General features: G+C 53.0%; 24 protein-coding genes. 15 read left to right on the top strand and 9 right to left on the bottom strand.

Features of this window, described 5'->3' with window-relative positions; translation table 11 throughout:
• Positions 1-4: 4 nt before the first annotated feature.
• From cheZ to FDX24_RS05105, 5 genes are all read left to right on the top strand, one after another.
• Positions 5-649: a protein phosphatase CheZ gene (gene cheZ, locus FDX24_RS05125; protein ID WP_040232409.1), complete on the top strand. Its 645-nt coding sequence runs from the start codon at positions 5-7 to the stop codon at positions 647-649.
• A 168-nt stretch (positions 650-817) separates the two neighbouring features.
• Positions 818-1,969 carry a flagellar biosynthesis protein FlhB gene (gene flhB, locus FDX24_RS05120; protein ID WP_061068085.1) on the top strand — a complete coding sequence of 384 codons (1,152 nt, stop codon included), beginning with the start codon at positions 818-820 and terminating at the stop codon, positions 1,967-1,969.
• Positions 1,962-4,040, top strand: a complete 2,079-nt coding sequence (gene flhA / locus FDX24_RS05115; protein WP_048211356.1) for a flagellar biosynthesis protein FlhA — start codon at positions 1,962-1,964, stop codon at positions 4,038-4,040. Before flhB ends, flhA begins: the two co-directional genes overlap by 8 nt.
• Positions 4,040-4,432: a flagellar protein FlhE gene (gene flhe / locus FDX24_RS05110; protein WP_048211357.1), complete on the top strand. Its 393-nt coding sequence runs from the start codon at positions 4,040-4,042 to the stop codon at positions 4,430-4,432. Before flhA ends, flhe begins: the two co-directional genes overlap by 1 nt.
• Before the next feature lie 329 nt (positions 4,433-4,761).
• The gene (locus FDX24_RS05105) at positions 4,762-5,901 is read left to right on the top strand and encodes a glycoside hydrolase family 105 protein (protein ID WP_137363917.1); all 1,140 of its coding nucleotides are present in this window, start codon (positions 4,762-4,764) and stop codon (positions 5,899-5,901) included.
• Here the strand turns inward: FDX24_RS05105 and mrdA are convergent.
• Together mrdA and argS are read right to left on the bottom strand one after the other, a co-directional pair.
• Entirely contained in the window at positions 5,873-7,810 is a 1,938-nt protein-coding gene (gene mrdA / locus FDX24_RS05100; RefSeq protein WP_137363916.1) for a penicillin-binding protein 2, read from the bottom strand. The genes FDX24_RS05105 and mrdA overlap by 29 nt on opposite strands.
• A 287-nt stretch (positions 7,811-8,097) precedes the next feature.
• Positions 8,098-9,831 (bottom strand): arginine--tRNA ligase, encoded by a 1,734-nt coding sequence (gene argS / locus FDX24_RS05095; RefSeq protein WP_086523751.1) that lies wholly within the window; start codon positions 9,829-9,831, stop codon positions 8,098-8,100.
• 238 nt (positions 9,832-10,069) lie between these two features.
• On the opposite strand from argS, the gene FDX24_RS05090 reads away from it, so the two are divergent.
• Positions 10,070-10,636, top strand: a complete 567-nt coding sequence (locus FDX24_RS05090) for a VOC family protein (protein WP_048211361.1) — start codon at positions 10,070-10,072, stop codon at positions 10,634-10,636.
• 2 nt (positions 10,637-10,638) lie between these two features.
• Entirely contained in the window at positions 10,639-11,385 is a 747-nt protein-coding gene (cutC, locus tag FDX24_RS05085; RefSeq protein ID WP_048211362.1) for a copper homeostasis protein CutC, read from the top strand.
• Between the two features lie 220 nt (positions 11,386-11,605).
• On the opposite strand, the gene cmoB is transcribed toward cutC, so the two are convergent.
• Genes cmoB through FDX24_RS05060 form a run of 5 tightly spaced genes read right to left on the bottom strand, consistent with a single transcriptional unit; the run spans position 11,606 to position 15,184 of the window.
• Complete coding sequence (gene cmoB / locus FDX24_RS05080; protein WP_048211363.1) at positions 11,606-12,574, bottom strand: tRNA 5-methoxyuridine(34)/uridine 5-oxyacetic acid(34) synthase CmoB; 969 nt, start codon at positions 12,572-12,574, stop codon at positions 11,606-11,608.
• Entirely contained in the window at positions 12,571-13,314 is a 744-nt protein-coding gene (gene cmoA / locus FDX24_RS05075; protein WP_048211364.1) for a carboxy-S-adenosyl-L-methionine synthase CmoA, read from the bottom strand. Before cmoA ends, cmoB begins: the two co-directional genes overlap by 4 nt.
• Before the next feature lie 40 nt (positions 13,315-13,354).
• Positions 13,355-13,750, bottom strand: a complete 396-nt coding sequence (locus tag FDX24_RS05070) for an MAPEG family protein (protein WP_003034689.1) — start codon at positions 13,748-13,750, stop codon at positions 13,355-13,357.
• A 52-nt stretch (positions 13,751-13,802) separates the two neighbouring features.
• A complete protein-coding gene (locus tag FDX24_RS05065) occupies positions 13,803-14,621 on the bottom strand; it encodes a DUF72 domain-containing protein (RefSeq protein WP_061068081.1) in 819 nt (272 codons plus the stop codon).
• Entirely contained in the window at positions 14,618-15,184 is a 567-nt protein-coding gene (locus FDX24_RS05060; RefSeq protein WP_048211366.1) for a hydrolase, read from the bottom strand. The genes FDX24_RS05065 and FDX24_RS05060 overlap by 4 nt, the downstream gene beginning before the upstream one ends.
• 287 nt (positions 15,185-15,471) lie before the next feature.
• Between FDX24_RS05060 and aspS the strand changes: the two genes are divergently transcribed.
• The 6 genes from aspS (at position 15,472) to ruvB (ending at position 20,728) form a co-directional block, all read left to right on the top strand.
• Entirely contained in the window at positions 15,472-17,244 is a 1,773-nt protein-coding gene (gene aspS / locus FDX24_RS05055; protein WP_048211367.1) for an aspartate--tRNA ligase, read from the top strand.
• Position 17,245: 1 nt separating this feature from the next.
• Positions 17,246-17,689, top strand: coding sequence for a dihydroneopterin triphosphate diphosphatase (nudB, locus tag FDX24_RS05050; RefSeq protein ID WP_040232398.1), 444 nt, complete (start codon positions 17,246-17,248; stop codon positions 17,687-17,689).
• A 28-nt stretch (positions 17,690-17,717) separates the two neighbouring features.
• Positions 17,718-18,461 (top strand): YebC/PmpR family DNA-binding transcriptional regulator, encoded by a 744-nt coding sequence (locus FDX24_RS05045; RefSeq protein WP_137363915.1) that lies wholly within the window; start codon positions 17,718-17,720, stop codon positions 18,459-18,461.
• Between the two features lie 34 nt (positions 18,462-18,495).
• Entirely contained in the window at positions 18,496-19,017 is a 522-nt protein-coding gene (ruvC, locus tag FDX24_RS05040; RefSeq protein ID WP_003034867.1) for a crossover junction endodeoxyribonuclease RuvC, read from the top strand.
• An 80-nt stretch (positions 19,018-19,097) separates the two neighbouring features.
• Positions 19,098-19,709, top strand: a complete 612-nt coding sequence (gene ruvA, locus FDX24_RS05035; protein WP_003034869.1) for a Holliday junction branch migration protein RuvA — start codon at positions 19,098-19,100, stop codon at positions 19,707-19,709.
• A gap of 8 nt (positions 19,710-19,717) precedes the next feature.
• On the top strand, positions 19,718-20,728 hold the full coding sequence (gene ruvB, locus FDX24_RS05030; RefSeq protein ID WP_048211369.1) for a Holliday junction branch migration DNA helicase RuvB: 1,011 nt from the start codon (positions 19,718-19,720) through the stop codon (positions 20,726-20,728).
• A 91-nt stretch (positions 20,729-20,819) separates the two neighbouring features.
• On the opposite strand, the gene znuB is transcribed toward ruvB, so the two are convergent.
• Both znuB and znuC read right to left on the bottom strand, forming a co-directional pair.
• Entirely contained in the window at positions 20,820-21,605 is a 786-nt protein-coding gene (gene znuB, locus FDX24_RS05025) for a zinc ABC transporter permease subunit ZnuB (RefSeq protein ID WP_048211370.1), read from the bottom strand.
• Positions 21,602-22,357: a zinc ABC transporter ATP-binding protein ZnuC gene (znuC, locus tag FDX24_RS05020; protein WP_048211371.1), complete on the bottom strand. Its 756-nt coding sequence runs from the start codon at positions 22,355-22,357 to the stop codon at positions 21,602-21,604. The genes znuB and znuC overlap by 4 nt, the downstream gene beginning before the upstream one ends.
• A gap of 78 nt (positions 22,358-22,435) precedes the next feature.
• On the opposite strand from znuC, the gene znuA reads away from it, so the two are divergent.
• Positions 22,436-23,380, top strand: coding sequence for a zinc ABC transporter substrate-binding protein ZnuA (gene znuA / locus FDX24_RS05015; RefSeq protein WP_005120703.1), 945 nt, complete (start codon positions 22,436-22,438; stop codon positions 23,378-23,380).
• 15 nt (positions 23,381-23,395) lie between these two features.
• The gene (mepM, locus tag FDX24_RS05010) at positions 23,396-24,715 is read left to right on the top strand and encodes a murein DD-endopeptidase MepM (protein ID WP_071887356.1); all 1,320 of its coding nucleotides are present in this window, start codon (positions 23,396-23,398) and stop codon (positions 24,713-24,715) included.
• Positions 24,716-24,752 lie beyond the last annotated feature (37 nt).

Raw genomic sequence — 24,752 nt, 5'->3', positions numbered from 1 at the left:
GATGATGATGCAACCACAAATTAAACCTGTTGACGAACACTCGGCAGGGGACATCATTGCGCGCATCGGTAGTTTGACCCGAATGCTGCGCGACAGCCTGCGTGAACTGGGGCTGGATCAGGCCATTGCCGAAGCGGCGGAAGCCATTCCTGACGCGCGCGATCGCCTGGACTACGTTGTACAAATGACTGCACAGGCGGCAGAGCGTGCGCTGAACAGCGTAGAAGCTTCACAGCCGCATCAGGATGCCATGGAAAAAGGGGCAAAAGACCTGACCAAACGCTGGGATGAATGGTTCGAAAATCCGATTGAACTGTCCGATGCCCGTGAACTGGTCACTGATACCCGCCAGTTCCTTGGTGATGTCCCCGGTCATACCAGCTTTACCAATGCCCAATTGCTGGACATCATGATGGCGCAGGATTTCCAGGATCTCACCGGTCAGGTTATCAAGCGCATGATGGATGTTATCCAGGAGATTGAGCGTCAACTGCTGATGGTGCTGCTGGAAAACATTCCGGAACAGGGCGCTCGTCCAAAACGCGAGAACGAAAGCTTGCTGAACGGTCCGCAGGTTGACACTTCTAAAGCCGGCGTAGTGGCAAGCCAGGATCAGGTCGACGACCTGCTGGATAGCCTCGGTTTCTGATGTGTATTTGCCGGATGCGGAAGGAAACTTCTCATCCGGCTTACATGTTATTCATCGGCAATTGGCGTTAAAGCCATAAATCCCGTCTTTTTTACCGCTTACTCTTCCCATTGTTGCATGGCTGTTCTGGCATCATTCACGCCTATATCTCTATCCAGGGTCTGATGCGTGGCAGAAGAAAGCGACGACGACAAAACAGAAGCCCCCACACCCCACCGACTTGAAAAAGCACGGGAAGAAGGGCAGATACCCCGATCCAAGGAGCTAACCTCACTGCTTATTTTGCTGGTGGGCGTGTGCATCATCTGGATTGGTGGGGAGTCGCTTGCCCGCAGACTGGCCGGTATGCTGTCGGCCGGATTACGTTTTGACCACAGTATGGTCAACGACCCAAACCTGATCCTGAGTCAAATCATTTTGTTGATTAAAGACGCCATGATTGCGTTGTTGCCGCTGATTACCGGGGTTGTGCTGGTGGCATTGATCTCCCCGGTGATGCTTGGCGGCTTGATCTTCAGTGGTAAATCGCTGCAACCCAAATTCTCAAAGCTGAATCCGTTACCAGGTATTAAGCGTATGTTCTCGGCGCAAACCGGGGCGGAGCTGCTCAAAGCCATATTAAAATCCACGTTGGTGGGTAGCGTAGCGGGCTTCTATCTCTGGCACAACTGGCCGGAGATGATGCGCCTGATGGCCGAATCCCCGATTACGGCGATGGGTAATGCGCTGGATTTAGTCGGTATGTGCGCATTACTGGTGGTGCTTGGCGTCATCCCGATGGTGGGGTTTGACGTCTTTTTCCAGATTTATAGCCACGTGAAAAAACTGCGGATGTCGCGTCAGGATATCCGTGACGAATTTAAAGAAAGCGAAGGTGACCCGCACGTTAAGGGCAAAATTCGCCAGATGCAGCGTGCGGCCGCGCAGCGCCGCATGATGGCGGATGTGCCGAAGGCGGATGTTATTGTGACCAACCCTACGCACTATTCGGTTGCCTTGCAGTACGACGAAAACAAAATGAGCGCGCCAAAAGTTGTGGCTAAAGGGGCCGGGCTGGTGGCATTGCGTATTCGAGAGATTGGCGCGGAGCACCGTGTCCCAACGTTAGAAGCTCCGCCGCTGGCGCGTGCGTTATATCGCCATGCTGAGATCGGTCAGCAAATACCTGGCCAATTGTATGCCGCCGTTGCCGAAGTGTTGGCATGGGTATGGCAGCTAAAACGCTGGCGTCTGGCTGGCGGCACACCGCCACCACAACCTGGAAACCTTCCGGTGCCTGAAGCACTGGATTTTATGAACGAGAAGAATACTGATGGCTAATCTGGTCGCGATGCTGCGTCTGCCCGGCAACCTGAAATCCACGCAATGGCAAATTCTTGCCGGGCCGATCCTCATTCTGCTGATCCTGTCGATGATGGTGTTGCCGCTTCCGGCCTTCATCCTCGATTTACTGTTCACCTTTAACATTGCGCTGTCGATCATGGTGCTGTTGGTGGCGATGTTCACTCAGCGCACGCTTGAATTCGCCGCATTCCCAACGATTCTGCTGTTCACCACTTTGTTGCGCCTGGCACTGAACGTCGCGTCAACGCGTATCATTTTGATGGAAGGACATACCGGTGCCGCGGCGGCAGGTAAGGTAGTGGAAGCCTTTGGTCACTTCCTGGTCGGCGGTAACTTTGCCATCGGTATCGTGGTCTTCGTCATTCTCGTCATCATTAACTTTATGGTTATCACCAAAGGTGCGGGACGTATCGCGGAAGTGGGTGCGCGCTTCGTGCTGGACGGGATGCCGGGTAAACAGATGGCGATTGACGCCGATCTGAATGCGGGATTGATTGGTGAAGATGAAGCCAAAAAACGCCGTTCTGAAGTGACACAGGAAGCCGATTTTTACGGCTCCATGGACGGTGCGAGTAAATTTGTTCGTGGGGATGCCATCGCCGGTATTCTGATCATGGTCATCAACGTGGTGGGCGGTTTGCTGGTTGGGGTGTTGCAGCACGGTATGAGCATGGGCAGTGCGGCAGAAAGCTATACCCTGCTGACCATCGGTGACGGGCTGGTAGCCCAGATCCCTGCGTTGGTTATCTCAACGGCGGCGGGGGTTATCGTAACTCGCGTGAGTACCGATCAGGACGTGGGTGAGCAGATGGTCACCCAGTTGTTCAGCAACCCAAGCGTTATGCTGCTTAGTGCGGCGGTCCTCGGTTTACTGGGGCTGGTACCGGGAATGCCAAACCTGGTGTTTCTGATGTTTACCGCGGCATTGCTGGGGCTGGCCTGGTGGATGCGCGGACGCGAGCAAAAAGCGCCAGAAGAAGCTCAGCCGGTGAAAATGCCGGAAAACAACTCGGTGGTGGAAGCTACGTGGAGTGATGTTCAGTTGGAAGACACGCTGGGAATGGAGGTTGGGTATCGCCTGATTCCGATGGTGGACTTCCAACAGGACGGCGAATTGCTGGGGCGTATTCGCAGCATTCGTAAGAAATTTGCCCAGGATATGGGGTTCCTGCCGCCAGTGGTACACATTCGCGACAATATGGATCTGCAACCTGCCCGCTATCGTATTCTGATGAAAGGGGTCGAGATTGGTAGTGGTGATGCTTACCCTGGGCGCTGGCTGGCTATCAACCCAGGTACCGCGGCCGGATCGCTGCCAGGGGAGAAAACAGTTGATCCTGCTTTTGGTCTGGATGCTATCTGGATTGAAAGCGCGCTAAAAGAGCAGGCGCAAATTCAGGGCTTCACCGTTGTCGAAGCCAGTACGGTCGTTGCCACACATCTGAACCATCTGATTGGTCAGTTTGCCGCAGAGCTTTTTGGTCGCCAGGAGGCGCAACAGTTATTGGATCGAGTTTCACAAGAAATGCCAAAACTGACAGAAGATCTGGTGCCGGGTGTGGTCACACTGACCACACTGCACAAAGTGTTGCAGAACCTGTTGGATGAAAAAGTCCCTATTCGTGATATGCGCACCATTCTTGAAACGTTGGCGGAACATGCCCCGTTACAGAATGATCCGCATGAACTTACCGCAGTGGTGCGTGTGGCGCTTGGACGGGCGATTACTCAGCAGTGGTTCCCGGGTAACGAGGAAGTTCAGGTTATCGGACTTGATACACCGCTTGAGCGTCTGTTGTTGCAGGCGTTACAGGGCGGTGGGGGCCTTGAACCTGGTCTGGCAGACCGGTTGCTGGCACAGACGCAGGAAGCACTGTCGCGTCAGGAAATGTTGGGTGCGCCGCCAGTATTGCTGGTGAATCATGCGCTGCGACCTCTCCTTGCGCGTTTTTTACGCCGCAGTATTCCGCAGTTGGTGGTGTTGTCGAATATGGAGCTTTCCGATAACCGCCATATCCGTATGACCGCGACCATTGGAGGTAAATAATGCGTACATTTCTTTGGCTGTTGCTTTTTCCACTGGCGGCACAGGCCGCCGGGGAAGGGACATGGCAGGCAAGTGGTATGGGGATTACCTTAAATTATCGTGGGGAGTCGGCTTCATCTTCGCCTTTGGTTCCCAGCCAGCCCGTTTCCGGTCTGATGACGCTGGTCGCCTGGCGCTATGAATTAAATGGTCCTACGCCTGCGGGGTTACGTGTGCGCTTATGCTCTCAATCCCGTTGTGTCGAACTGGATGGACAAAGCGGTACCACCAATGGCTTTAATAATGTCCCTGCAATTGAACCAATGCACTTCGTCTGGGAAGTGCCTGGTGGCGGTCGCCTGCTCCCTGCCTTGCAGGTTCAGAGCAATCAGGTGATTGTGAACTACCGTTAATTCCCTTCTTTACGTCGGCCAGCAGGCGAAACTGCTGGCCACCTCGCAGTTCTGATCAACCATCCCGATTAAAAAGAAACGCTGTTTTATAAAATCAGTGACCTGTGTTATCGGACTCTTTGTGCTATTGCCATTTCGCAAAAACCCCTGGCAGAAACAAAAAGGTTTCCCCTGCGGTTAGCTTTTACTGTGGCCCGGTAATGATACCCAATGTTTACGAAGTACTTTAGGGTAACAACACACAGGGTTATCCGAATTGTAATAAACCTGCCGCGCCGAAACTGGAACAGGGTGCAGCATTGAATTCGACACTGACAGAGGTTAAGGAAATGATTGTTTACCCGGTTAAACACAGTCCATTGTTGCGTCAACCAGAACATTTTATTGCCAGGGATGAATTAAAAACGCTCATTAAAAAGGTGACGCATAACCTGGTCAATATTCATGATGAAACGGGCGAGTTCTTGCTGCGGCTGGATGACGGACGTGTTATTGATACCAAAGGCTGGGCCGGATGGGAGTGGACGCACGGCGTTGGCCTATACGGAATGTATCAGTATTATCAGCAAACTGGCGATGCAACGATGCGCGATATCATCGACGGCTGGTTTGCCGAACGCTTTGCGGAAGGCGCAACAACCAAAAACGTTAACACCATGGCCCCGTTTTTAACGCTGGCATATCGCTATGAAGAAACGCGTAATCCGGCGTACCTGCCGTGGCTCGACAGCTGGGCGGAGTGGGCAATGCATGATATGCCCCGCACCGAGTTTGGCGGTATGCAACACATCACGCTGGCAGAAGAAAATCATCAACAGATGTGGGATGACACGCTGATGATGACGGTGCTGCCGCTGGCGAAAATTGGCAAGTTGCTCAATCGTCCAGCGTATATCGAAGAGGCCACATATCAGTTTCTGCTGCATGTACAAAATCTGATGGATAAGAAAACGGGGCTGTGGTTCCACGGCTGGAGCTATGTGGGACGGCATAACTTCGCAAACGCCCGTTGGGCGCGTGGTAATAGTTGGCTTACGATGGTGATCCCGGACTTACTTGAACTTATCGATTTGCCGGCAAACAGTGCCGTTCACCGTTATCTGGTGCAGGTTCTCAATGCGCAAATTGCAGCTCTGGCGGAATGTCAGGATGAGAGCGGGTTGTGGCACACCTTACTGGACGATCCTCAGTCATATCTGGAAGCCTCCGCAACGGCTGGATTCGCTTACGGTATTCTCAAAGCGGTGCGTAAACGCTATGTCGGGCAGGAATATGCGGGGGTGGCGGAGAAAGCTATCAGAGGTATTGTGCAACACATTTCCCCTGAAGGGGAGTTGCTACAAACCTCGTTTGGCACCGGCATGGGGCACGATCTCGATTTCTACCACAACATCCCACTCACCTCTATGCCTTACGGGCAGGCAATGGCAATGCTGTGCCTTACCGAATACTTGCGTAAGTACTATTAATCGTGTCGTTCGCTGACGCCGTGCTGACCGGGCCTGGTTGTTCTGCGGCATCGGGTTGCCCGCTGTTGTCCTGCGGCGTAAACAGATGGTCCATGATTTGACGCATGACTGGCGCGGCGGTAACCCCGTCGCTGCCGCCGTTTTCCAGAATCAATGCGATGGCGACTTTTGGATTCTTATACGGCGCAAATGCGGTATAGAACACATGGTCACGCAGTCGTATGGGGATCATCTTCGCATTGTAAGTCTGGTTTTCTTTCAGACTAAAGACCTGTGATGTCCCACTTTTGGCTGCGATGCCATAAGGTGCCGTATGGAAAAATTTATACCCGGTACCGTTTGGTGCATTCGCCATGCCGAACATCGCCTGACGCACCAGTCCCCAATAGGGTGATGAAGCAGAAGCAATTTGTGTGGGTGCCTCCGGTGCCTGATAGTGGGTGATTGATTTGCCGCTTTCTTCATCCTGTAGCAGGTGAGGGGCAATAACTTTCCCGTTGTTAATCAGTGCGACCATCGCTTTTACCATCTGAATTGGCGTGGCAATCCAGTAGCCCTGGCCGATGCCGACCGAAATGGTGTCTCCCTGGTACCAGGCTTTTTTATGCACCCGTTGTTTCCAGTCGCGGCTTGGCAGCAGGCCGTTGTACTCTTCATCAAGATCGATGCCGGTCGGTTTGCCGTAGCCAAACTGGCTAAGCATGCTGTTAATGCGGTCAATTCCCATCATATACGCCACCTGATAAAAGAACGTGTCGGCAGACTCTTCAATCGCTTTGGTGACATCCAGCATACCGTGACCGGTTTTCTTCCAGTCCCGGTAATGTCGCTCGGTGCCGGGGAGCGTCCAGGTGGGCGCGCCGAAGAAGCTGGTCTGCGGCGTGATCACGCCGTCCAGTAACGCTGACATCGCCATGTACGGTTTTACCGTTGAGGCAGGAGGATATAACCCCTGGGTGACGCGGTTAATTAATGGCAGGTCTTTATCCTGCAACAGCGTGTTGTAATCCTGGTAGCTGATGCCTTTGACAAACGGGTTCGGATCGTAGCTGGGGTTTGAGACCATTGCCAGCACGGAGCCATCATGGGGATCTTCCACCAACACCGCGGCGCGTTGGCCCACCAGCAGGCTTTCAATGTATTCCTGCAAGTGTAAATCCAGCGTCAGATGGATATCTTTGCCGGCGACAGGGGGAACGTCTTTAATCAAACGTACAATACGCCCGTGATTATCAACTTCCACTTCCTGATAACCCGTTTTGCCGTGCAGATCATTCTCGTAGTAGTGCTCAATGCCCTGTTTACCGATGTTGTGATCGGCGGCGTAGTTCTCTGCCAGTCCTTTTTTATCCAGTGCTTTCAGATCGCTATCGTTGATTTTTGATACGTAGCCAAGTACATGTGCCAGTGCCGCCCCATAAGGATACTGGCGATCTTCGTAGCTATTGATGGTCACGCCGCTGAAATGGAACTGGTTCACAGAAAAACGGGCAATTTCTACATCGGTCAGCGCATTTTTAAGTACTACCGGCCGATAGCGGCTACTGGCCTTCAGTTCATGGCGAAACTGGTCAATATCATCTGGCGTGAGGTCAACAATCGGCGTGAGTTGTTTCAGCAGGGCGTCCATATCGCTGATTTTATAAGGCGTAACAGAAATGTCGTACCAGGTGACATTTCGTACCAGCGGGATACCGTTGCGATCATAAATGATACCGCGCGTTGGGGCGACGGGCAGCATTTTGATGTCGTTTGCATCCGATCGGGTGGTGTAATACTGGTGTTGACGGATTTGTAAGTTGTAGAGGTTATAAATCAGGATGCCAAAACAGATGACGACCAGGCCAAAGGCCACCATTACACGCCGCTGGAAAAGTTTTTCTTCCGCCTCAAAATCTCTGAATGTCATTGACCCGTACCCGATTAATTCGCCGCCTAATGATACGGAGGTGTAAACGGGATGACAGGCAAAAAATGTTCCATCCCTCTACGGAAATGTGTCATTCCTTGTGAGTTGTTACAAATTACAGTGAACGTAGTCGTTTCTCGTAGGCCGGATAAGGCGTTTACGCCGCCATCCGGCAAGGTGCGCCTGACCGCCTGATGGCGCTTCGCTTATCAGGCCTACGAGGGAGGTCATTCGGGAAAATAAAAAAGCCCGCGACATAGCGCAGGCTTTCACATCACTCGAGGTGATTACATGCGTTCTACGGTTTCGATACCCAGCGTATCCAGACCCAGCTTCAGGGTTTTCGCCGTCAGCTGTGCCAGTTTCAGGCGGCTGTTACGAATTTCTTCGTTTTCAGCGCTGAGGATCGGGCAGTGTTCGTAGAAGCCAGAGAACAGGCCGGCAACGTCGTACAGATAAGCGCACATCACGTGCGGTGTACCTTCACGTGCAACAACTGTCAGCGTTTCTTCAAACTGTAGCAGGCGGGCGGCCAACTGAGCTTCGCGATCTTCGTTGATAATCACCTGCGCGCTGGCCAGCGCGCTTTCGTCGATATCCGCTTTACGGAATACGGACAGTACGCGGGTGTAAGCATACTGCATGTACGGCGCGGTATTGCCTTCGAACGCCAGCATGTTGTCCCAGTCGAAGATATAGTCGGTGGTACGGTTTTTCGACAGATCCGCATATTTCACCGCGCCGATACCAACGGCATTCGCCAGTTTTTCCAGCTCATCAGCAGGCATGTCCGGGTTCTTCTCGGCCACCAGACGACGTGCGCGCTCCAGCGCTTCATCCAGCAGATCGGCCAGTTTTACCGTGCCGCCCGCACGCGTTTTGAACGGCTTACCGTCTTTACCCAGCATCATACCGAACATATGGTGTTCCAGCGGTACGGAGTCCGGCACATAACCGGCTTTACGCACGATGGTCCAGGCCTGCATTAAATGCTGATGCTGACGGGAGTCGATGTAATAGAGGACGCGGTCGGCGTGCAGCGTTTCGTAACGATACTTGGCGCAGGCAATATCGGTCGTGGTGTAGAGATAGCCGCCATCTTTCTTCTGAATGATAACGCCCATCGGTTCGCCTTCCTTGTTCTTATACTCATCAAGGAATACGACGGTAGCGCCTTCGCTTTCAACAGCCAGACCTTTCGCTTTGAGATCGGCCACAATGCCCGGCAGCATCGGGTTGTACAGGCTTTCGCCCATCACGTCGTCACGGGTCAGAGTCACGTTCAGACGGTCATAGGTTAACTGGTTCTGCGACATAGTGATGTCGACGAGCTTGCGCCACATCTCGCGGAAATATTCGTCGCCGCCCTGCAGCTTCACAACATAGCTACGGGCGCGCTCGGCGAAGGCTTCATCTTCGTCGTAATGTTTTTTCGCATCACGGTAGAAACCTTCCAGATCGGCCAGCGCCATCTCACCGGCATTTTCCTGCTGCTGTTTTTCCAGCCATGCGATGAGCATACCGAACTGAGTGCCCCAGTCGCCGACGTGGTTAGCGCGGATAACATTGTGACCAAGGAACTCCAGCGTACGTACCGCAGCGTCGCCGATGATGGTGGAGCGCAGGTGACCCACGTGCATTTCTTTCGCGACGTTAGGTGCGGAGTAGTCAACCACAACGGTTTGTTTAGCCGGTTGGGTAACGCCCAGACGATCGGAGGTCAGCGCCTGCTGAACATGCTGCGCCAGAAATGCCGGATCGAGAAAAATGTTAATAAAGCCCGGGCCCGCAATTTCAACTTTGCTGGCGATCCCGTTGAGATCCAGATGAGTCAGCACCTGCTCAGCCAGTTGTCGCGGCGCCATACCCAGTTTTTTCGCGACAGCCATCATGCCGTTAGCCTGATAGTCGCCGAACTGTACTTTTGCTGACTGACGAACCTGCGGTTCGCAATCTGCAGGCGCGCCTGCAGCAATCATGGCCTGACTGACTTTTTCTGAGAGAAGAGCCTGAATATTCACCGGAATACCTTACATTTATGAAGCGGCTTAAAATTGACCGCACCAGTTTAAGAATTAAGGGCGGGAGTATACTGCAAATGCCCGTTGCCGTCAGCATTGCGAGTACCGCCAGCAGCCTGAAATATAAACATTGTTATTACGTATAATTATTCATATCGCGCTTAAGAAAATCAGCAGTTGGTTGGGGCTGCGCAACAGGGTAAATTAGCCGCTTTGAACATGGATATGAGCTTTCATTATGGCGAACTGGCAAACAGTTGCAGAACTGCATGATATTTCCGCAGATTTACCGCATTTCATTCAGGCGTTAACGGATCTTTCCACTCGCCTTGGGCTGGATGTCTCATCGCTTGAAGCCGATCACATTTCTCTGCGCTGTCATCAAAATACCACCGCAGAGCGCTGGCGTCGGGGATTTGAACAGTGTGGCGAACTGTTGTCAGAAAATATCATTAATGGCCGACCGATTTGCCTGTTCAAGCTTGATGAACCCGTTTGTGTGCAACACTGGCAATTTACCATCGTAGAGCTGCCATGGCCGGGCGAAAAACGCTATCCGCATGAAGGCTGGGAGCATGTTGAAATAGTTCTGCCGGGTGACGTGGAGACGTTGAATGCGCGAGCGCTGGCGCTGCTTTCTGATGAAGGATTGAGTCAGCCGGGGATTTTCGTGAAAACCAGCTCGCCAAAAGGAGAGCGTGAGCGTTTACCGAATCCGACACTGGCGGTCAGTGATGGCAGCGTCACCCTCAAATTTCATCCGTGGTCAATTGAAGCGATTGTCGCAAGCGAGCAACAGGAGTAAATATGACATTGCTGGAAATCTGCTGTTACAGCATGGAGTGCGCGCGCACGGCGCAGCAAAACGGCGCGGATCGTATTGAACTGTGCTCGGCGCCCAAAGAAGGAGGCTTAACGCCGTCGCTGGGGGTGTTGCGCTCTGTACGCCAGCATGTCTCTATTCCCGTTAATCCCATTATCCGTCCGCGTGGGGGCGATTTTTGTTACACCGACGGTGAATTTGCCGCGATGCTTGATGATATCGCGATGGTCAGAGATTTAGGTTTTTCAGGGCTGGTGACCGGCATTCTCGATGTGGACGGGAATGTCGATATGCCACGTATGGAAAAAATAATGGTTGCTGCGGGCCCGCTAAATGTCACGTTTCATCGGGCCTTCGATATGTGCGCCAACCCATTAAATGCGCTGAATAAATTGTCCGATTTAGGCGTCGCCAGAGTACTAACTTCCGGGCAAAAATCAGATGCAGCGCAAGGTTTAACAAAAATAATGGAACTTATTGAGCAGGTGGATGCTCCAATCATTATGGCCGGAGCGGGGGTTCGCGCCGCGAATTTATCCCTGTTCCTCAACGCTGGAGTGCAGGAAGTCCACAGTTCTGCCGGAGTATGGCTGGCTTCACCCATGCGGTATCGCAATTCGGGGTTGTCGATGTCTTCGGATACGCAGGCGGATGAATATTCCCGCTATGCGGTTGACGGGGCGGCGGTTGCTGAAATGAAGGCAATCATTGCGCACCACCAGGCCAGCTGATTTTTACCGTTGCATCATGTCGCCCAATATGATGCTTGCTCGTACCAGGCCCCTGCCAATTCAACAGGGGCCTTTTTTTCTCCTTCATATTTCAAGCCGCAGCAGCGTTGGCCGCCTTGCTCACCCCGGTCACGTAGTTATCTACGCTCCCGGGGATTTGCTACGTTGCCGCCTTGCTGCAACTTGAACTATTTTGGAGAAACGGTGCTCCGGCAATCCATTACGGTTTACGTGCAATCAATACCGCGCGCAGTGGGGCGGGGTAGCCCTCCACCGTCTTGCTGTGGTCGTTCGGGTCAAGGAAGTCGGCCAGAGATTCGGTTATCATCCATTCGGTGCGACGTTGTTCTTCGGTAGTGGTCACACACACGTCGGCGATACGAACATCGACAAATCCGCATTTTTCCAGCCAGTTTTTAAGCGCCAGTGCGGATGGAATAAAGTAGACGTTACGCATTTGCGCGTAGCGATCGCCTGGTACCAGAACGGTATTTTCATCACCTTCGACCACCAGCGTTTCCAGCACCAGCTCTCCGTCTTTTACCAGTTGATCTTTCAACTGCCAGAGATGTTCCAGCGGTGAGCGGCGGTGATAAAGCACGCCCATAGAGAATACGGTATCAAAGGCGTTGAGCGCCGGAAGCTGCTCAATACCCAGCGGCAGCAGATGCGCGCGCTGATCGTTACCCAGCAGTTTACGTACCGCTTCAAACTGACACAGGAACAGCTGCGTAGGATCAATGCCAACCGCCAGATGCGCCCCCGCGCCAATCATGCGCCACATGTGGTATCCGCTGCCGCAGCCAACATCAAGAATGGTACGTCCGGTGAGGTCAGACAAATGCGGCAGAACGCGATCCCACTTCCAGTCGGAACGCCATTCGGTATCAATATTGACGCCGTACAGCGAATATGGACCTTTGCGCCACGGCATGAGATGACGCATCAGCGTATCAATCCGTTTGATCTGCCCTTCACTGAGCGGCTCCTCGCTTTCGGCAGTCACGCTATGCAGTAAATCCAGACGATGTGGCGTCAGTTCCGGCAGAAACTCCACGGCATTCGACCACTGCTTAAACAAGCCGTGTTGATCGCGCTGCCAGGTCGCGATTTGCGCTGGCAGCGTTTCCAGCCAATGGGAAAGATGATTTTTGGCAATCAGCTGATAAAAGTTACCAAAGTCGATCATGCGCTAGCCTCAGCTTTCAATGCCACCAGAGAACCAAAGTTGAAGCACTGGAACCATAATTCGCTGTGCTCAAAACCTGCCTGGTGCAGACGCGCTTTGTGCGTTTCAACAGAGTCAGTTAGCATCACATTTTCCAGCATGCTGCGCTTCTGGCTGATTTCCAGTTCGCTGTAGCCATTGGCGCGTTTGAAGTCGTGGTGCATATTGAACAGCAGCTCGCCAACTTTGGTATCTTCGAAGCTGAACTTCTCTGACAGCACCAACGCGCCGCCGGGGTTTAACCCCTGATAAATCTTATCCAACAATGCCTGGCGCTCGGGTGGTTCAAGGAATTGCAGGGTAAAATTCAGCACCACCATCGAGGCGTTTTCGATAGTTATGTTGCGAATATCGCCTTCGACCACGTCAACAGGCGTGGGGGCTTTATAGGCATCGATATGACGACGACAGCGCTCAACCATGGCCGGGGAGTTATCGACGGCAATAATTTTGCAATTCTCATGATGGATATTGCGACGTACCGAGAGCGTCGCCGCGCCCAGAGAACAGCCCAGATCGTAGACCTGCGTGTTGGGTTGCACGAAACGTTCGGCCAGCATGCCAATCATCGAAATGATATTGGAATAACCAGGAACGGAACGCTGGATCATATCCGGGAAGACTTCAGCTACCCGTTCATCAAAGGTCCAGTCACCCAGACTGGCGATAGGCGCAGAAAAAAGCGTGTCGCGGTGAGACATAACGTAAAAATCCGGGAAAAATAAAGTGGCGTATTGTGCGCTAATGCAGGGAGAAAACCAACTCCCAGGGCATATACCAAAGATTCGCCAGCACCATTAGCAACAGTGAACACCAGGTGGCGCTCATGCCGGAACGGCGCCAGCGGAAAAGACGGTGGTGGAATCCGTAATAATGCATCAGTCGCCCGGCAATCAACATCAGCCCGCAAAGATGCACCATCCACGTTTCTGCGCCGTTCATTTCCATAAATAACAGCAGCACTAATGCAACGGGAATATATTCCACCGCATTACCGTGAATGCGGATAGCGCTTTGCAGCTCACTAAAGCCGCCATCACCATAGGCAACGCGATATTGCATGCGCAGGCGAACGACGTCAAAGGAGAACTTTATTAACAATAACGCACCCAGGACGGCATAAAGCGCGCTTACCATACAAACTCCCTTTTAAAATGGCTGCTGGCATTGACTATGATAGGTGGCATTTTCAGAAAAGAGAAGATTGCTGTGGAATCGACGGTGCTGATCCGATCTCTGGCAGGGCACTACGTAAATCTGCCCATAGCGTGTCTACCAGCTCAGGAGCCTGTGCGATATCCGGCGTGTGCAAAAACAGGTATGGCGTGCTGGTCTGTTGCCAGAGTGGCAACTTTGCCAGCCAGGCGGCGAAAAATGCCCGGTTCTGAGCCATATCATCGCTACCGATAAAACGGACCATCGGGTGGGTTGCCGTCACCACCGCATGCACCGGGACCTTAGGTTTCTTACGTTGAGCATCGCGTATCGCTTCCGTGTGTGGGATCGCGGCATGGACCGGACGGCTGTCTAAAATGACCCGATTAATTCCGCGTTCATGCAGACCCCGATTGAGCCGGATCTCTGATTCACCTTTCGCAAAGAAATCCGGATGACGAACCTCGACACCGTAGGTAAACGTTTTAGGGAGGGCATCGAGGAATTGCCACAGGGCAGGGAGGTCACGCGGGCCGAACGTGGCAGGTAGCTGCAACCAGTATTGTCCGATACGGGCATCCAGTGGCGACATGCGCGCGAAAAATTCCTGTACCAGGTCATCACAATTACGCAGCGCAGCCTGATGTGAAATGGTGGCCGGAAACTTAAAACAAAATCGAAACGCATCGGTGGTCTGTGCCTGCCAGCGCGCAACAATCTCGGCTTTTGGCAGGGCGTACAGCGTGGTGTTGCCTTCCACACAGTTAAAGTGGCGGGCATATTCTTCCAGACTGGTGATCCCCAGACGCACCCACTTTGGGTGCGACCACTGGGGTAAGCCGATATAGATCATAACGCTTGCAGGATCTCGTCCACGCGACGGACACGGGCAATACGTGGGAAAATATGCGTCATGCTGCCCTGATGTTGCTCAGTGCTGGCGGCGCTACAGGCATTTTCTGCAATGATCAGATTAAAACCCAACTCCCAGGCGTTACGCGCGGTGGATTCGACGCCGATATTGGTGGAGATCCCGCAAAGGACGATGGTGTCGATACCACGACGGCGCAATTGCAGTTCCAGGTCAGTACCGTAGAATGCTCCCCACTGGCGCTTGGTGACCTCCAGGTCTGTCGCACACTTTCCCAGCGCTTGCGGGTATTCCCACCAGTTGTCGGGTAATGCTTTGGCTGGCGCTTGGGCATCAACCGGTTGTTTTAGCGCGTCGGCATAATCCGCAGACCAGCCGACGCGAACCATCACCACTGGTGAACCGTTAGTACGGAATTTTTCCGCCAGTTGTGCCGCGCGGGCGACGACGTCGTTTGCCGAATGAGGCCCACCCGCGAAAGGCAGGATCCCTTCCTGTAGATCGATGACGACAAGAGCGGTTGTTTTTGCGTTCAGTTCCAGCATGGTGACTCCAGTAAAAAAAGATTTCCGTTACACCTTAATCGCGAATCTGTGTGAAAGGGGTGACAATTTTTGTTATTTTTTGTGAGATTACGCAATACCCGCTTAGGAAACACGCGTACAGTCAGTACCGGACTGAGAGTCTATCCCAGTAGGCTCTTATCGTGCGGCAGAATTTCCAGTATAATAGCCGCCTTTTTTCATTCAGTTGTGACATTCAGCTAAAGCTGCGACTTCGTCATCTGCCGGGCAGATGACAATCCGCCTGCGGCAAAGTTAAGGGATATCTCATGCGTACAGAATATTGCGGACAGCTACGTCTGTCCCACGAGGGGCAGCAGGTGACTCTGTGTGGTTGGGTCAACCGTCGTCGTGATCTTGGTAGCCTGATCTTTATCGATATGCGCGACCGCGAAGGTATCGTGCAGGTATTTTTCGATCCGGACCGTGCGGACGCATTAAAGCTGGCCTCCGAACTGCGTAATGAGTTCTGCATTCAGGTAACGGGCACCGTGCGTGCGCGTGACGCGAAAAACGTCAACGCTGATATGGCGACTGGCGAAATTGAAGTGCTGGCCTCCGATCTGGTCATTATCAACCGTTCAGATTCACTGCCGCTCGACTCTAACCACGTAAATACTGAAGAAGCTCGTCTGAAGTACCGCTATCTCGATCTGCGTCGCCCTGAAATGGCGCAGCGCCTGAAAACGCGTGCCAAAATTACCAGCCTGGTGCGTCGTTTCATGGACGACCATGGCTTCCTCGACATCGAAACGCCGATGCTGACGAAAGCGACGCCAGAAGGTGCGCGTGACTACCTGGTACCGTCTCGCGTACATAAAGGTAAATTCTACGCGCTGCCACAGTCTCCTCAGTTGTTCAAACAGCTGCTGATGATGTCTGGCTTCGACCGCTACTACCAGATTGTAAAATGCTTCCGTGACGAAGACTTACGTGCTGACCGCCAGCCTGAATTTACTCAGATCGATGTTGAGACCTCCTTCATGACCGCACCGCAAGTGCGTGAAGTGATGGAAGCGCTGGTGCGTAATCTGTGGCTGGAAGTAAAAGGTGTGGATCTGGGTGATTTCCCGATCATGACCTTTGCCGAAGCTGAGCGTCGTTACGGTTCCGATAAGCCGGATCTGCGTAACCCGATGGAGCTGGTGGACGTTGCTGATTTGCTGAAATCTGTTGAATTCGCCGTGTTCTCTGGTCCGGCTAACGATGCGAAAGGGCGTGTAGCGGCTCTGCGCGTACCTGGCGGCGCTGCACTTAGCCGTAAGCAGATCGACGATTACGGTAACTTCATTAAGATCTACGGCGCGAAAGGTTTGGCATACATTAAAGTCACTGAGCGTGCGAAAGGTCTGGAAGGGGTAACCAGCCCGGTGGCCAAGTTCCTGAATGCTGAAATCATTGAAGCCATTCTGGAACGTACTGGCGCGCAAGACGGTGATATGATCTTCTTCGGCGCCGACAACAAGAAAGTGGTTGCCGACGCGATGGGCGCTCTGCGCCTGAAACTGGGTAAAGACCTGAACCTGACCGACGAATCCAAATGGGCGCCGTTGTGGGTTATCGACTTCCCAATGTTTGAAGACGATGGTGAAGGCGGTCTGACCGCGATGCACCACCCGTTCACCTCGCCGAAAGACATGACGGCAGCTGAGCTGAAAGCCGCGCCGGAAGATGCGGTTGCCAATGCGTACGATATGGTTATCAACGGCTACGAAGTAGGCGGCGGTTCTGTACGTATCCATAACGGTGATATGCAGCAGACCGTATTCGGTATTCTGGGTATCAACGAACAAGAGCAGCGCGAGAAATTCGGCTTCCTGTTGGATGCGTTAAAATACGGTACACCGCCGCACGCGGGCCTGGCGTTTGGTCTGGATCGTCTGACCATGCTGCTGACCGGTACTGATAACATCCGTGACGTTATTGCTTTCCCGAAAACGACGGCTGCCGCGTGTCTGATGACCGAAGCGCCGAGCCTGGCCAATGAAGCTGCGCTGGCGGAACTGAGCATTCAGGTTGTTAAGAAGGCCGAGAATAACTGATATGGCATATAAACAGCCTGTCTCTGTGTTAGTCGTGATTTATGCAAAGGACACCGGGAGAGTGCTGATGTTACAGCGACGCGACGACCCTGATTTTTGGCAGTCGGTCACCGGCAGCCTTGAAGAAGGTGAAACCGCGTCGCAAGCCGCCCTGCGCGAAGTAAAGGAAGAGGTCGCCATTGATGTTGCGCGTGAGCAACTGACCTTAATTGACTGCCAGCGCACGGTGGAGTTTGAGATTTTTAGTCATTTACGTCATCGCTATGCGCCAGGAATTGTACGTAATACGGAGTCCTGGTTTTGCCTGGCACTGCCCACTGAACGAGAGATCGTGTTCACCGAACATTTGACCTACCGTTGGGTTAATGCGCATGAGGCGGCACAGTTAACCAAGTCGTGGAGTAACCGGCAGGCGATTGAAGAGTTTGTAATTAACGTCGCCTGAGAAGGCGCGCTTTTTGGAGAGATTATTTATGGCAGGTCATAGTAAATGGGCCAACACCAGACATCGTAAAGCAGCGCAGGATGCTAAGCGCGGTAAGATCTTCACCAAAATCATTCGTGAGCTGGTGACGGCGGCTAAATTGGGTGGTGGCGATCCAGATGCTAACCCGCGTCTGCGCGCAGCGGTTGATAAAGCGCTGGCAAACAACATGACACGTGACACTCTGAACCGTGCAATCGCGCGCGGTGTGGGTGGTGATGAAGATTCCAACATGGAAACCATCATCTATGAAGGTTACGGTCCTGGCGGTACAGCCGTTATGATTGAATGTCTGTCTGACAACCGTAACCGTACCGTTGCGGAAGTGCGTCACGCGTTCACGAAAACAGGCGGCAACCTCGGTACCGACGGTTCTGTCGCATACCTGTTCAGCAAGAAAGGCGTGATCTCCTTTGAGCAAGGCAACGAAGACGCAATCATGGAAGCGGCACTGGAAGCCGGTGCTGAAGACGTTGTAACCTTCGACGACGGCGCGATTGACGTTTACACCGCGTGGGAAGAGATGGGTAAAGTTCGTGATGCACTGGAAGCGGCAGGTCTGAAAGCGGACGCGGCTGAAGTTTCTATGATCCCATCCACCAAAGCGGATATGGATGCAGAAACAGCGCCGAAACTGATGCGTCTGATCGATATGCTGGAAGATTGCGATGACGTGCAGGAAGTTTACCACAACGGCGAAATCTCCGATGAGGTTGCAGCTACGTTAGAATGATGTGGTTAAGCCATAAAATAACAGGAGATGCGTGATGTCTATCATTCTCGGCATTGATCCGGGGTCGCGCATTACCGGTTATGGCGTAATCCGTCAGGTCGGCAGACAGTTGACCTATCTCGGCAGTGGTTGTATTCGCACCAAAGTTGACGATCTCCCGTCACGCCTGAAATTGATATACGCGGGGGTGACGGAAATCATCACCCAGTTCCAGCCGGATTATTTTGCCATCGAGCAGGTCTTTATGGCGAAAAATGCCGATTCGGCGCTTAAGCTGGGGCAGGCGCGCGGCGTGGCGATTGTTGCTGCGACCAATCAGGATCTTCCGGTGTTTGAGTATGCTGCCCGACAGGTTAAACAAACCGTCGTCGGTATCGGCAGCGCGGAAAAAAGCCAGGTACAACACATGGTGCGTACGCTGCTCAAACTCCCGGCTAACCCTCAGGCGGATGCTGCGGATGCGCTGGCGATTGCCATTACCCACTGCCATGTCAGCCAGAACGCCATGCAAATGAGTGAGTCGAGGTTGAATTTAGCGCGCGGTAGGTTACGTTAGTGACAAATGAGGCTGGATATCTATCCAGCCTTTTTTTATGATAGCGCATTACCTTTTAGCCCTTAACGCAGGAGCGTCACGTGATAGGCAGACTCAGAGGCATCATTATTGAAAAACAACCCCCGCTGGTCCTTCTGGAAACGGGTGGGGTAGGCTATGAAGTGCATATGCCGATGACCTGTTTCTACGAGCTGCCGGAAGCCGGGCAGGAAGCGATCATCTTCACGCATTTTGTGGTGCGCGAAGACGCACAGCTGCTGTATGGCTTTAACAATAAGCAAGAGCGCACGCTGTTTAAAGAGCTAATTAAAACCAACGGTGTGGGGCCGAAGCTGGCGCTGGCGATCCTCTCCGGTATGTCTGCGCAGCAGTTTGTCAATGCCGTTGAGCGCGAAGAGCTTGGCGCGTTAGTGAAATTACCGGGCATTGGTAAGAAAACCGCAGAGCGTTTGATTGTTGAAATGAAAGACCGCTTTAAAGGCCTGCATGGTGACCTCTTTACCCCGGCGGCGGATCTGGTTCTGACCTCTCCGGCCAGTCCGACAACGGACGACGCCGAGCAGGAAGCGGTTGCTGCGCTGGTGGCGTTGGGCTATAAACCACAAGAAGCTAGCCGCATGGTGAGCAAAATTGCCCGCCCTGATGCCAGCAGTGAAACCCTGATTCGTGAAGCGCTTCGCGCGGCATTGTGAGGTAAAGGATGATTGAAGCAGATCGCCTGATTTCGGCTGTCAGCACGACCCCTGAAGACCTGGTGGATCGTGCGATCCGCCCTAAATTGCTGGAAGAGTATATTGGCCAGCCTCAGGTCCGTTCGCAAATGGAGATTTTTATCCAGGCGGCGAAGCTGCGTGGGGACGCTCTCGATCACCTGCTGATTTTCGGTCCTCCGGGTCTTGGTAAAACCACGCTTGCCAATATTGTCGCCAATGAAATGGGCGTTAATCTGCGCACCACGTCCGGTCCGGTACTGGAAAAAGCAGGCGATCTGGCGGCAATGCTCACCAACCTTGAACCACACGATGTGTTGTTTATCGATGAAATCCATCGTCTGTCACCGGTGGTGGAAGAAGTGTTGTATCCGGCAATGGAAGACTATCAGCTGGATATCATGATTGGCGAAGGCCCGGCTGCGCGTTCAATTAAAATCGATCTGCCGCCGTTTACGCTAATCGGCGCAACAACCCGCGCGGGGTCGTTAACGTCTCCACTGCGTGATCGCTTTGGGATTGTGCAGCGCCTGGAGTTCTATCAGGTGGCTGACCTGCAGCATATTGTTGGACGCAGTGCCCGCTTTATGGGGCTGGAGATGAGTGATGAAGGCGCGCTGGAAGTGGCGCGGCGGGCACGTGGTACGCCGCGTATTGCCAACCGTTTATTGCGTCGGGTACGCGATTTTGCTGAAGTGAAGCATGACGGCACCATCTCGGCGGATATCGCCGCCCAGGCACTGGATATGCTCAATGTGGATGCGGAAGGCTTCGATTATATGGACCGTAAGCTGCTGCTGGCGGTTATCGATAAATTCTTCGGTGGTCCGGTAGGACTGGATAACCTGGCGGCGGCAATCGGCGAAGAACGTGAAACCATTGAGGACGTGCTGGAACCGTATCTGATTCAGCAAGGTTTTCTGCAGCGTACGCCGCGCGGAAGAATGGCAACGGTACGGGCCTGGAACCATTTCGGGATCACGCCGCCGGCAATGCCTTAAGCCCCAATAATGCCGGATGGCGCTACGCTAATCAGGCCTACGGTATGATGTAGGCAGGATTAGGTGAAACCGCCATCCGGCGAAATACCACTCAGCTCGCTTGCTTCTTCATCATACTGAAGATAAACAGCAGTGCAGCACAAAGCACCACGGATGGCCCTGCTGGCGTATCATAGAACGCTGAGAAGGTCAGCCCGCCTGTAACCGCTATCATCCCAACGCCCACGGCAACACCGGCCATCTGTTCGGGTGTACGGGCGAAACGACGTGCGGTAGCCGCAGGAATTATCAGCAGTGAGGTGATAATCAGTGCCCCGACGAATTTCATCGCCACACCAATAGTGAGTGCTGTGACCAGCATCAGCAATAGCTTGACACGTTGCAGCTTCACGCCATCAACAAAGGCCAGATCCGGGCTGATAGTCATCGACAGCAGGTTACGCCACTGCCAGAACAAAATCGCCAGAACGATAACCACGCCAATGGCAATGGCCACCAGATCTTCTGGGGTGACGGCGAGCAGATCGCCAAACAGATAGGCCATCAAATCCACACGAATATTCGACATCAGGCTAACAACAACCAGCCCTAATGACAGCGCACTGTGCGCCATAATACCGAGCAGGGTATCAATCGCGAGATGCGGGCGTTTCTCCAGCCATACCAGGCCTGCGGCCAGCAACAGGGTGACGGCGATAACCGCATAGAAAGGGTTTACATCCAGCAGCAGGCCAAAGGCGACCCCCAGCAGCGACGCATGAGCCAGCGTATCGCCGAAATAAGACATTCGACGCCAGACTACAAACGAGCCAAGCGGGCCAGCAGCACAGGCCAGCATGATCCCGGCTAACCAACCGGGTAATAATAATTCAATCATGAGTGACCATTTCCCCGGCGTAAAACAATGCGACCCTGTAAATCGTGGCGATGATTATGGTTGTGACGGTAAATTCCGAGTTGTTCAGCGCCGCGTTGCCCGAACATAGAAATGAATTCAGGGTGCATAGAAACCACCTCTGGCGTGCCGGAGCAGCAAATGTGGTGGTTCAGACACAAGACTTCGTCGGTTTTTGCCATGACCAGATGCAGGTCATGGGATACCATCAGCACGGCGCAATCCAGCTCACGTCGCAACTGATCGATAAGATCGTACAGTGCAACCTGACCATTCACATCCACGCCCTGAGTCGGTTCATCGAGCACCAGGAGCTGCGGTTTATTTAGCAACGCACGGGCCAGCAAGACACGCTGTGTTTCCCCGCCGGACAGTTTTTGCATCGGCGCATCCATCAGATGCCCGGCCTGAACACGCTTCAGCGCAGGGAGAATGTCGGTTTTCTTTGTGCCAGGACGTAAGCGCAAAAAGCGACTCACCGTCAGCGGAAGTGTTGTATCGAGGTAGAGTTTTTGCGGTACATAGCCAATCCGCAAATGCCCGTTGCGCTTGATAACCCCTTCATCAGCCGCTACCAGCCCCAATACAACGCGCACCAGCGTAGACTTTCCGGCCCCATTCGGGCCAAGAAGCGTTAAAATTTTGCCGGGTCGAAGTTCAAGCGATACGTCAGAAAGGACGCGGCGTTGACCATAAGAGACCGAGACATTTTCCAGTGAAACCAAAGTCGTCATATCAATTTTAGTCTTGCAGAAGTTATAGAATGTTATAATATCACATTTCTCACATTCGTTACGATGATTGGTCGCATTATGTTACATAAAAATACGCTTCTTTTCGCAGCATTATCCGCTGCTCTTTGGGGTAGTGCAACTCAGGCAGCAAATGCTGCTGTAGTGGCGTCACTTAAGCCGTTGGGCTTTATTGCTTCAGCGATTGCAGATGGGGTTACAGACACCCAGGTTCTGTTGCCTGACGGGGCTTCCGAACACGATTATTCGCTGCGTCCTTCAGACGTAAAACGCTTACAGAACGCGGACTTAGTTGTTTGGATAGGTCCGGAAATGGAGGCGTTTATGGAAAAGTCAGTCAAGAATATTCCTAACGCAAAACAGGTAACGATTGCGCAGCTCAATGACGTGAAACCGTTACTCATGAAAGGCGCTGACGATGATGATGACGATCATGGGCATAACGACGCTCACGGCGAAAAAAGTGACGAGCATCACCATCATGGTGATTACAACATGCATCTTTGGCTTTCCCCAGAGATAGCGCGGGCCTCAGCGGTTGCAATCCATGATAAATTAGTGGAACTTATGCCGCAAAGTCGAGCCAAACTTGACGCCAACCTGAAGGATTTTGAGGCACAATTAGCCGCAACCGATAAGCAGGTAGGTAACGAGCTCGCACCGCTCAAGGGTAAAGGGTATTTCGTTTTTCATGACGCCTATGGCTACTACGAAAAACACTACGGGCTAACACCGCTTGGTCACTTTACCGTGAACCCTGAGATTCAACCTGGTGCGCAGCGTTTACATGAAATAAGAACACAGTTGGTTGAGCAAAAAGCAACCTGCGTTTTTGCTGAGCCACAGTTCAGGCCAGCGGTCGTTGAAGCCGTAGCGAGAGGGACATCCGTTCGAATGGGAACGTTGGATCCCCTCGGAACGAATATCAAACTGGGTAAAACAAGCTATTCAGCGTTTCTGAACCAATTAGCCAACCAGTATGCGAGCTGCCTGAAAGGAGATTAATGAGGAAGTGAATACGTGCAACAGATAGCCCGCTCTGTCGCTCTGGCGTTTAATAATTTGCCGCGACCCCATCGTGTTATGTTGGGGTCGCTTACTGTTCTGACATTGGCCGTCGCAGTCTGGCGGCCTTATGTATACCATCCCGACTCTGCACCCATCGTTAAAACCATTGAGCTGGAAAAAAGCGAGATACGTTCACTGTTGCCAGAGGCCAGCGAACCTATCGATCAAGCCGCTCAGGAAGATGAAGCTATCCCTCAGGACGAACTTGATGACAAGACCTCTGGCGAGGCCGGGGTTCACGAGTATGTTGTCTCTACCGGCGATACGCTGAGCAGTATTCTGAACCAGTACGGCATTGATATGGGCGATATCAGCCAGCTTGCCGCATCTGATAAAGATCTACGTAATCTGAAAATTGGCCAGCAACTTTCCTGGACACTGTCTTCGGAAGGTGATTTGCAGCGCCTGACCTGGGAAGTCTCCCGCCGTGAAACCCGTACTTATGATCGTACAGCAACGGGTTTCAAAATGAGCAGCGAAATGCAGCAGGGCGACTGGGTCAACAGCCGAATCAACGGTACGGTGGGCGGTAGTTTCGTCGCCAGTGCAAGAGATGCCGGCCTCACCAGCTCTGAAATCAGCGCAGTGATTAAAGCGATGCAATGGCAGATGGACTTTCGCAAGCTGAAGAAAGGCGATGAGTTCTCCGTTTTGATGTCTCGCGAGATGCTGGACGGTAAACGCGAACAAAGCCAACTGCTGGGCGTTCGTTTGCGCTCTGAAGGCAAGGATTATTACGCGATCCGTGCTGAAGACGGTAAATTCTATGACCGTAACGGGACCGGGCTTGCTAAAGGGTTTATGCGTTTCCCTACGGCGAAGCAGTTCCGTATTTCGTCAAATTTCAATCCACGTCGCCTGAATCCGGTAACCGGGCGCGTTGCACCGCACAAAGGTGTCGACTTTGCGATGCCGCAAGGTACGCCAGTGCTGTCAGTCGGTGATGGTGAGGTGGTTGTCGCGAAACGGAGTGGCGCGGCCGGATACTATGTTGCTGTTCGTCACGGTCGTACTTACACCACCCGTTACATGCACCTGCGTAAGCTGCTGGTTAAACCGGGGCAAAAAGTGAAACGTGGCGATCGCATTGCGCTGTCAGGTAACACCGGGCGTTCTACGGGCCCGCACCTGCACTACGAAGTATGGGTCAACCAGCAGGCTGTGAACCCGTTGACGGCAAAACTGCCGCGTACGGAAGGGCTGAGCGGTTCGGATCGTACCGAGTACCTGGCACAGGTGAAAGAGGTTCTGCCTCAGTTACGCTTCGATTAATAAATACACTGACAGAGCCGGTACGCTAAGCGTGCCG

Origin of the sequence: Citrobacter sp. wls716 (assembly GCF_005280975.1) — a bacterium.
Classification (GTDB): Bacteria; Pseudomonadota; Gammaproteobacteria; order Enterobacterales; family Enterobacteriaceae; genus Citrobacter; species Citrobacter youngae.
The sequence above is the reverse complement of the archived record's forward strand: the minus strand, read 5'-3'. Positions and strand labels throughout refer to the sequence as shown.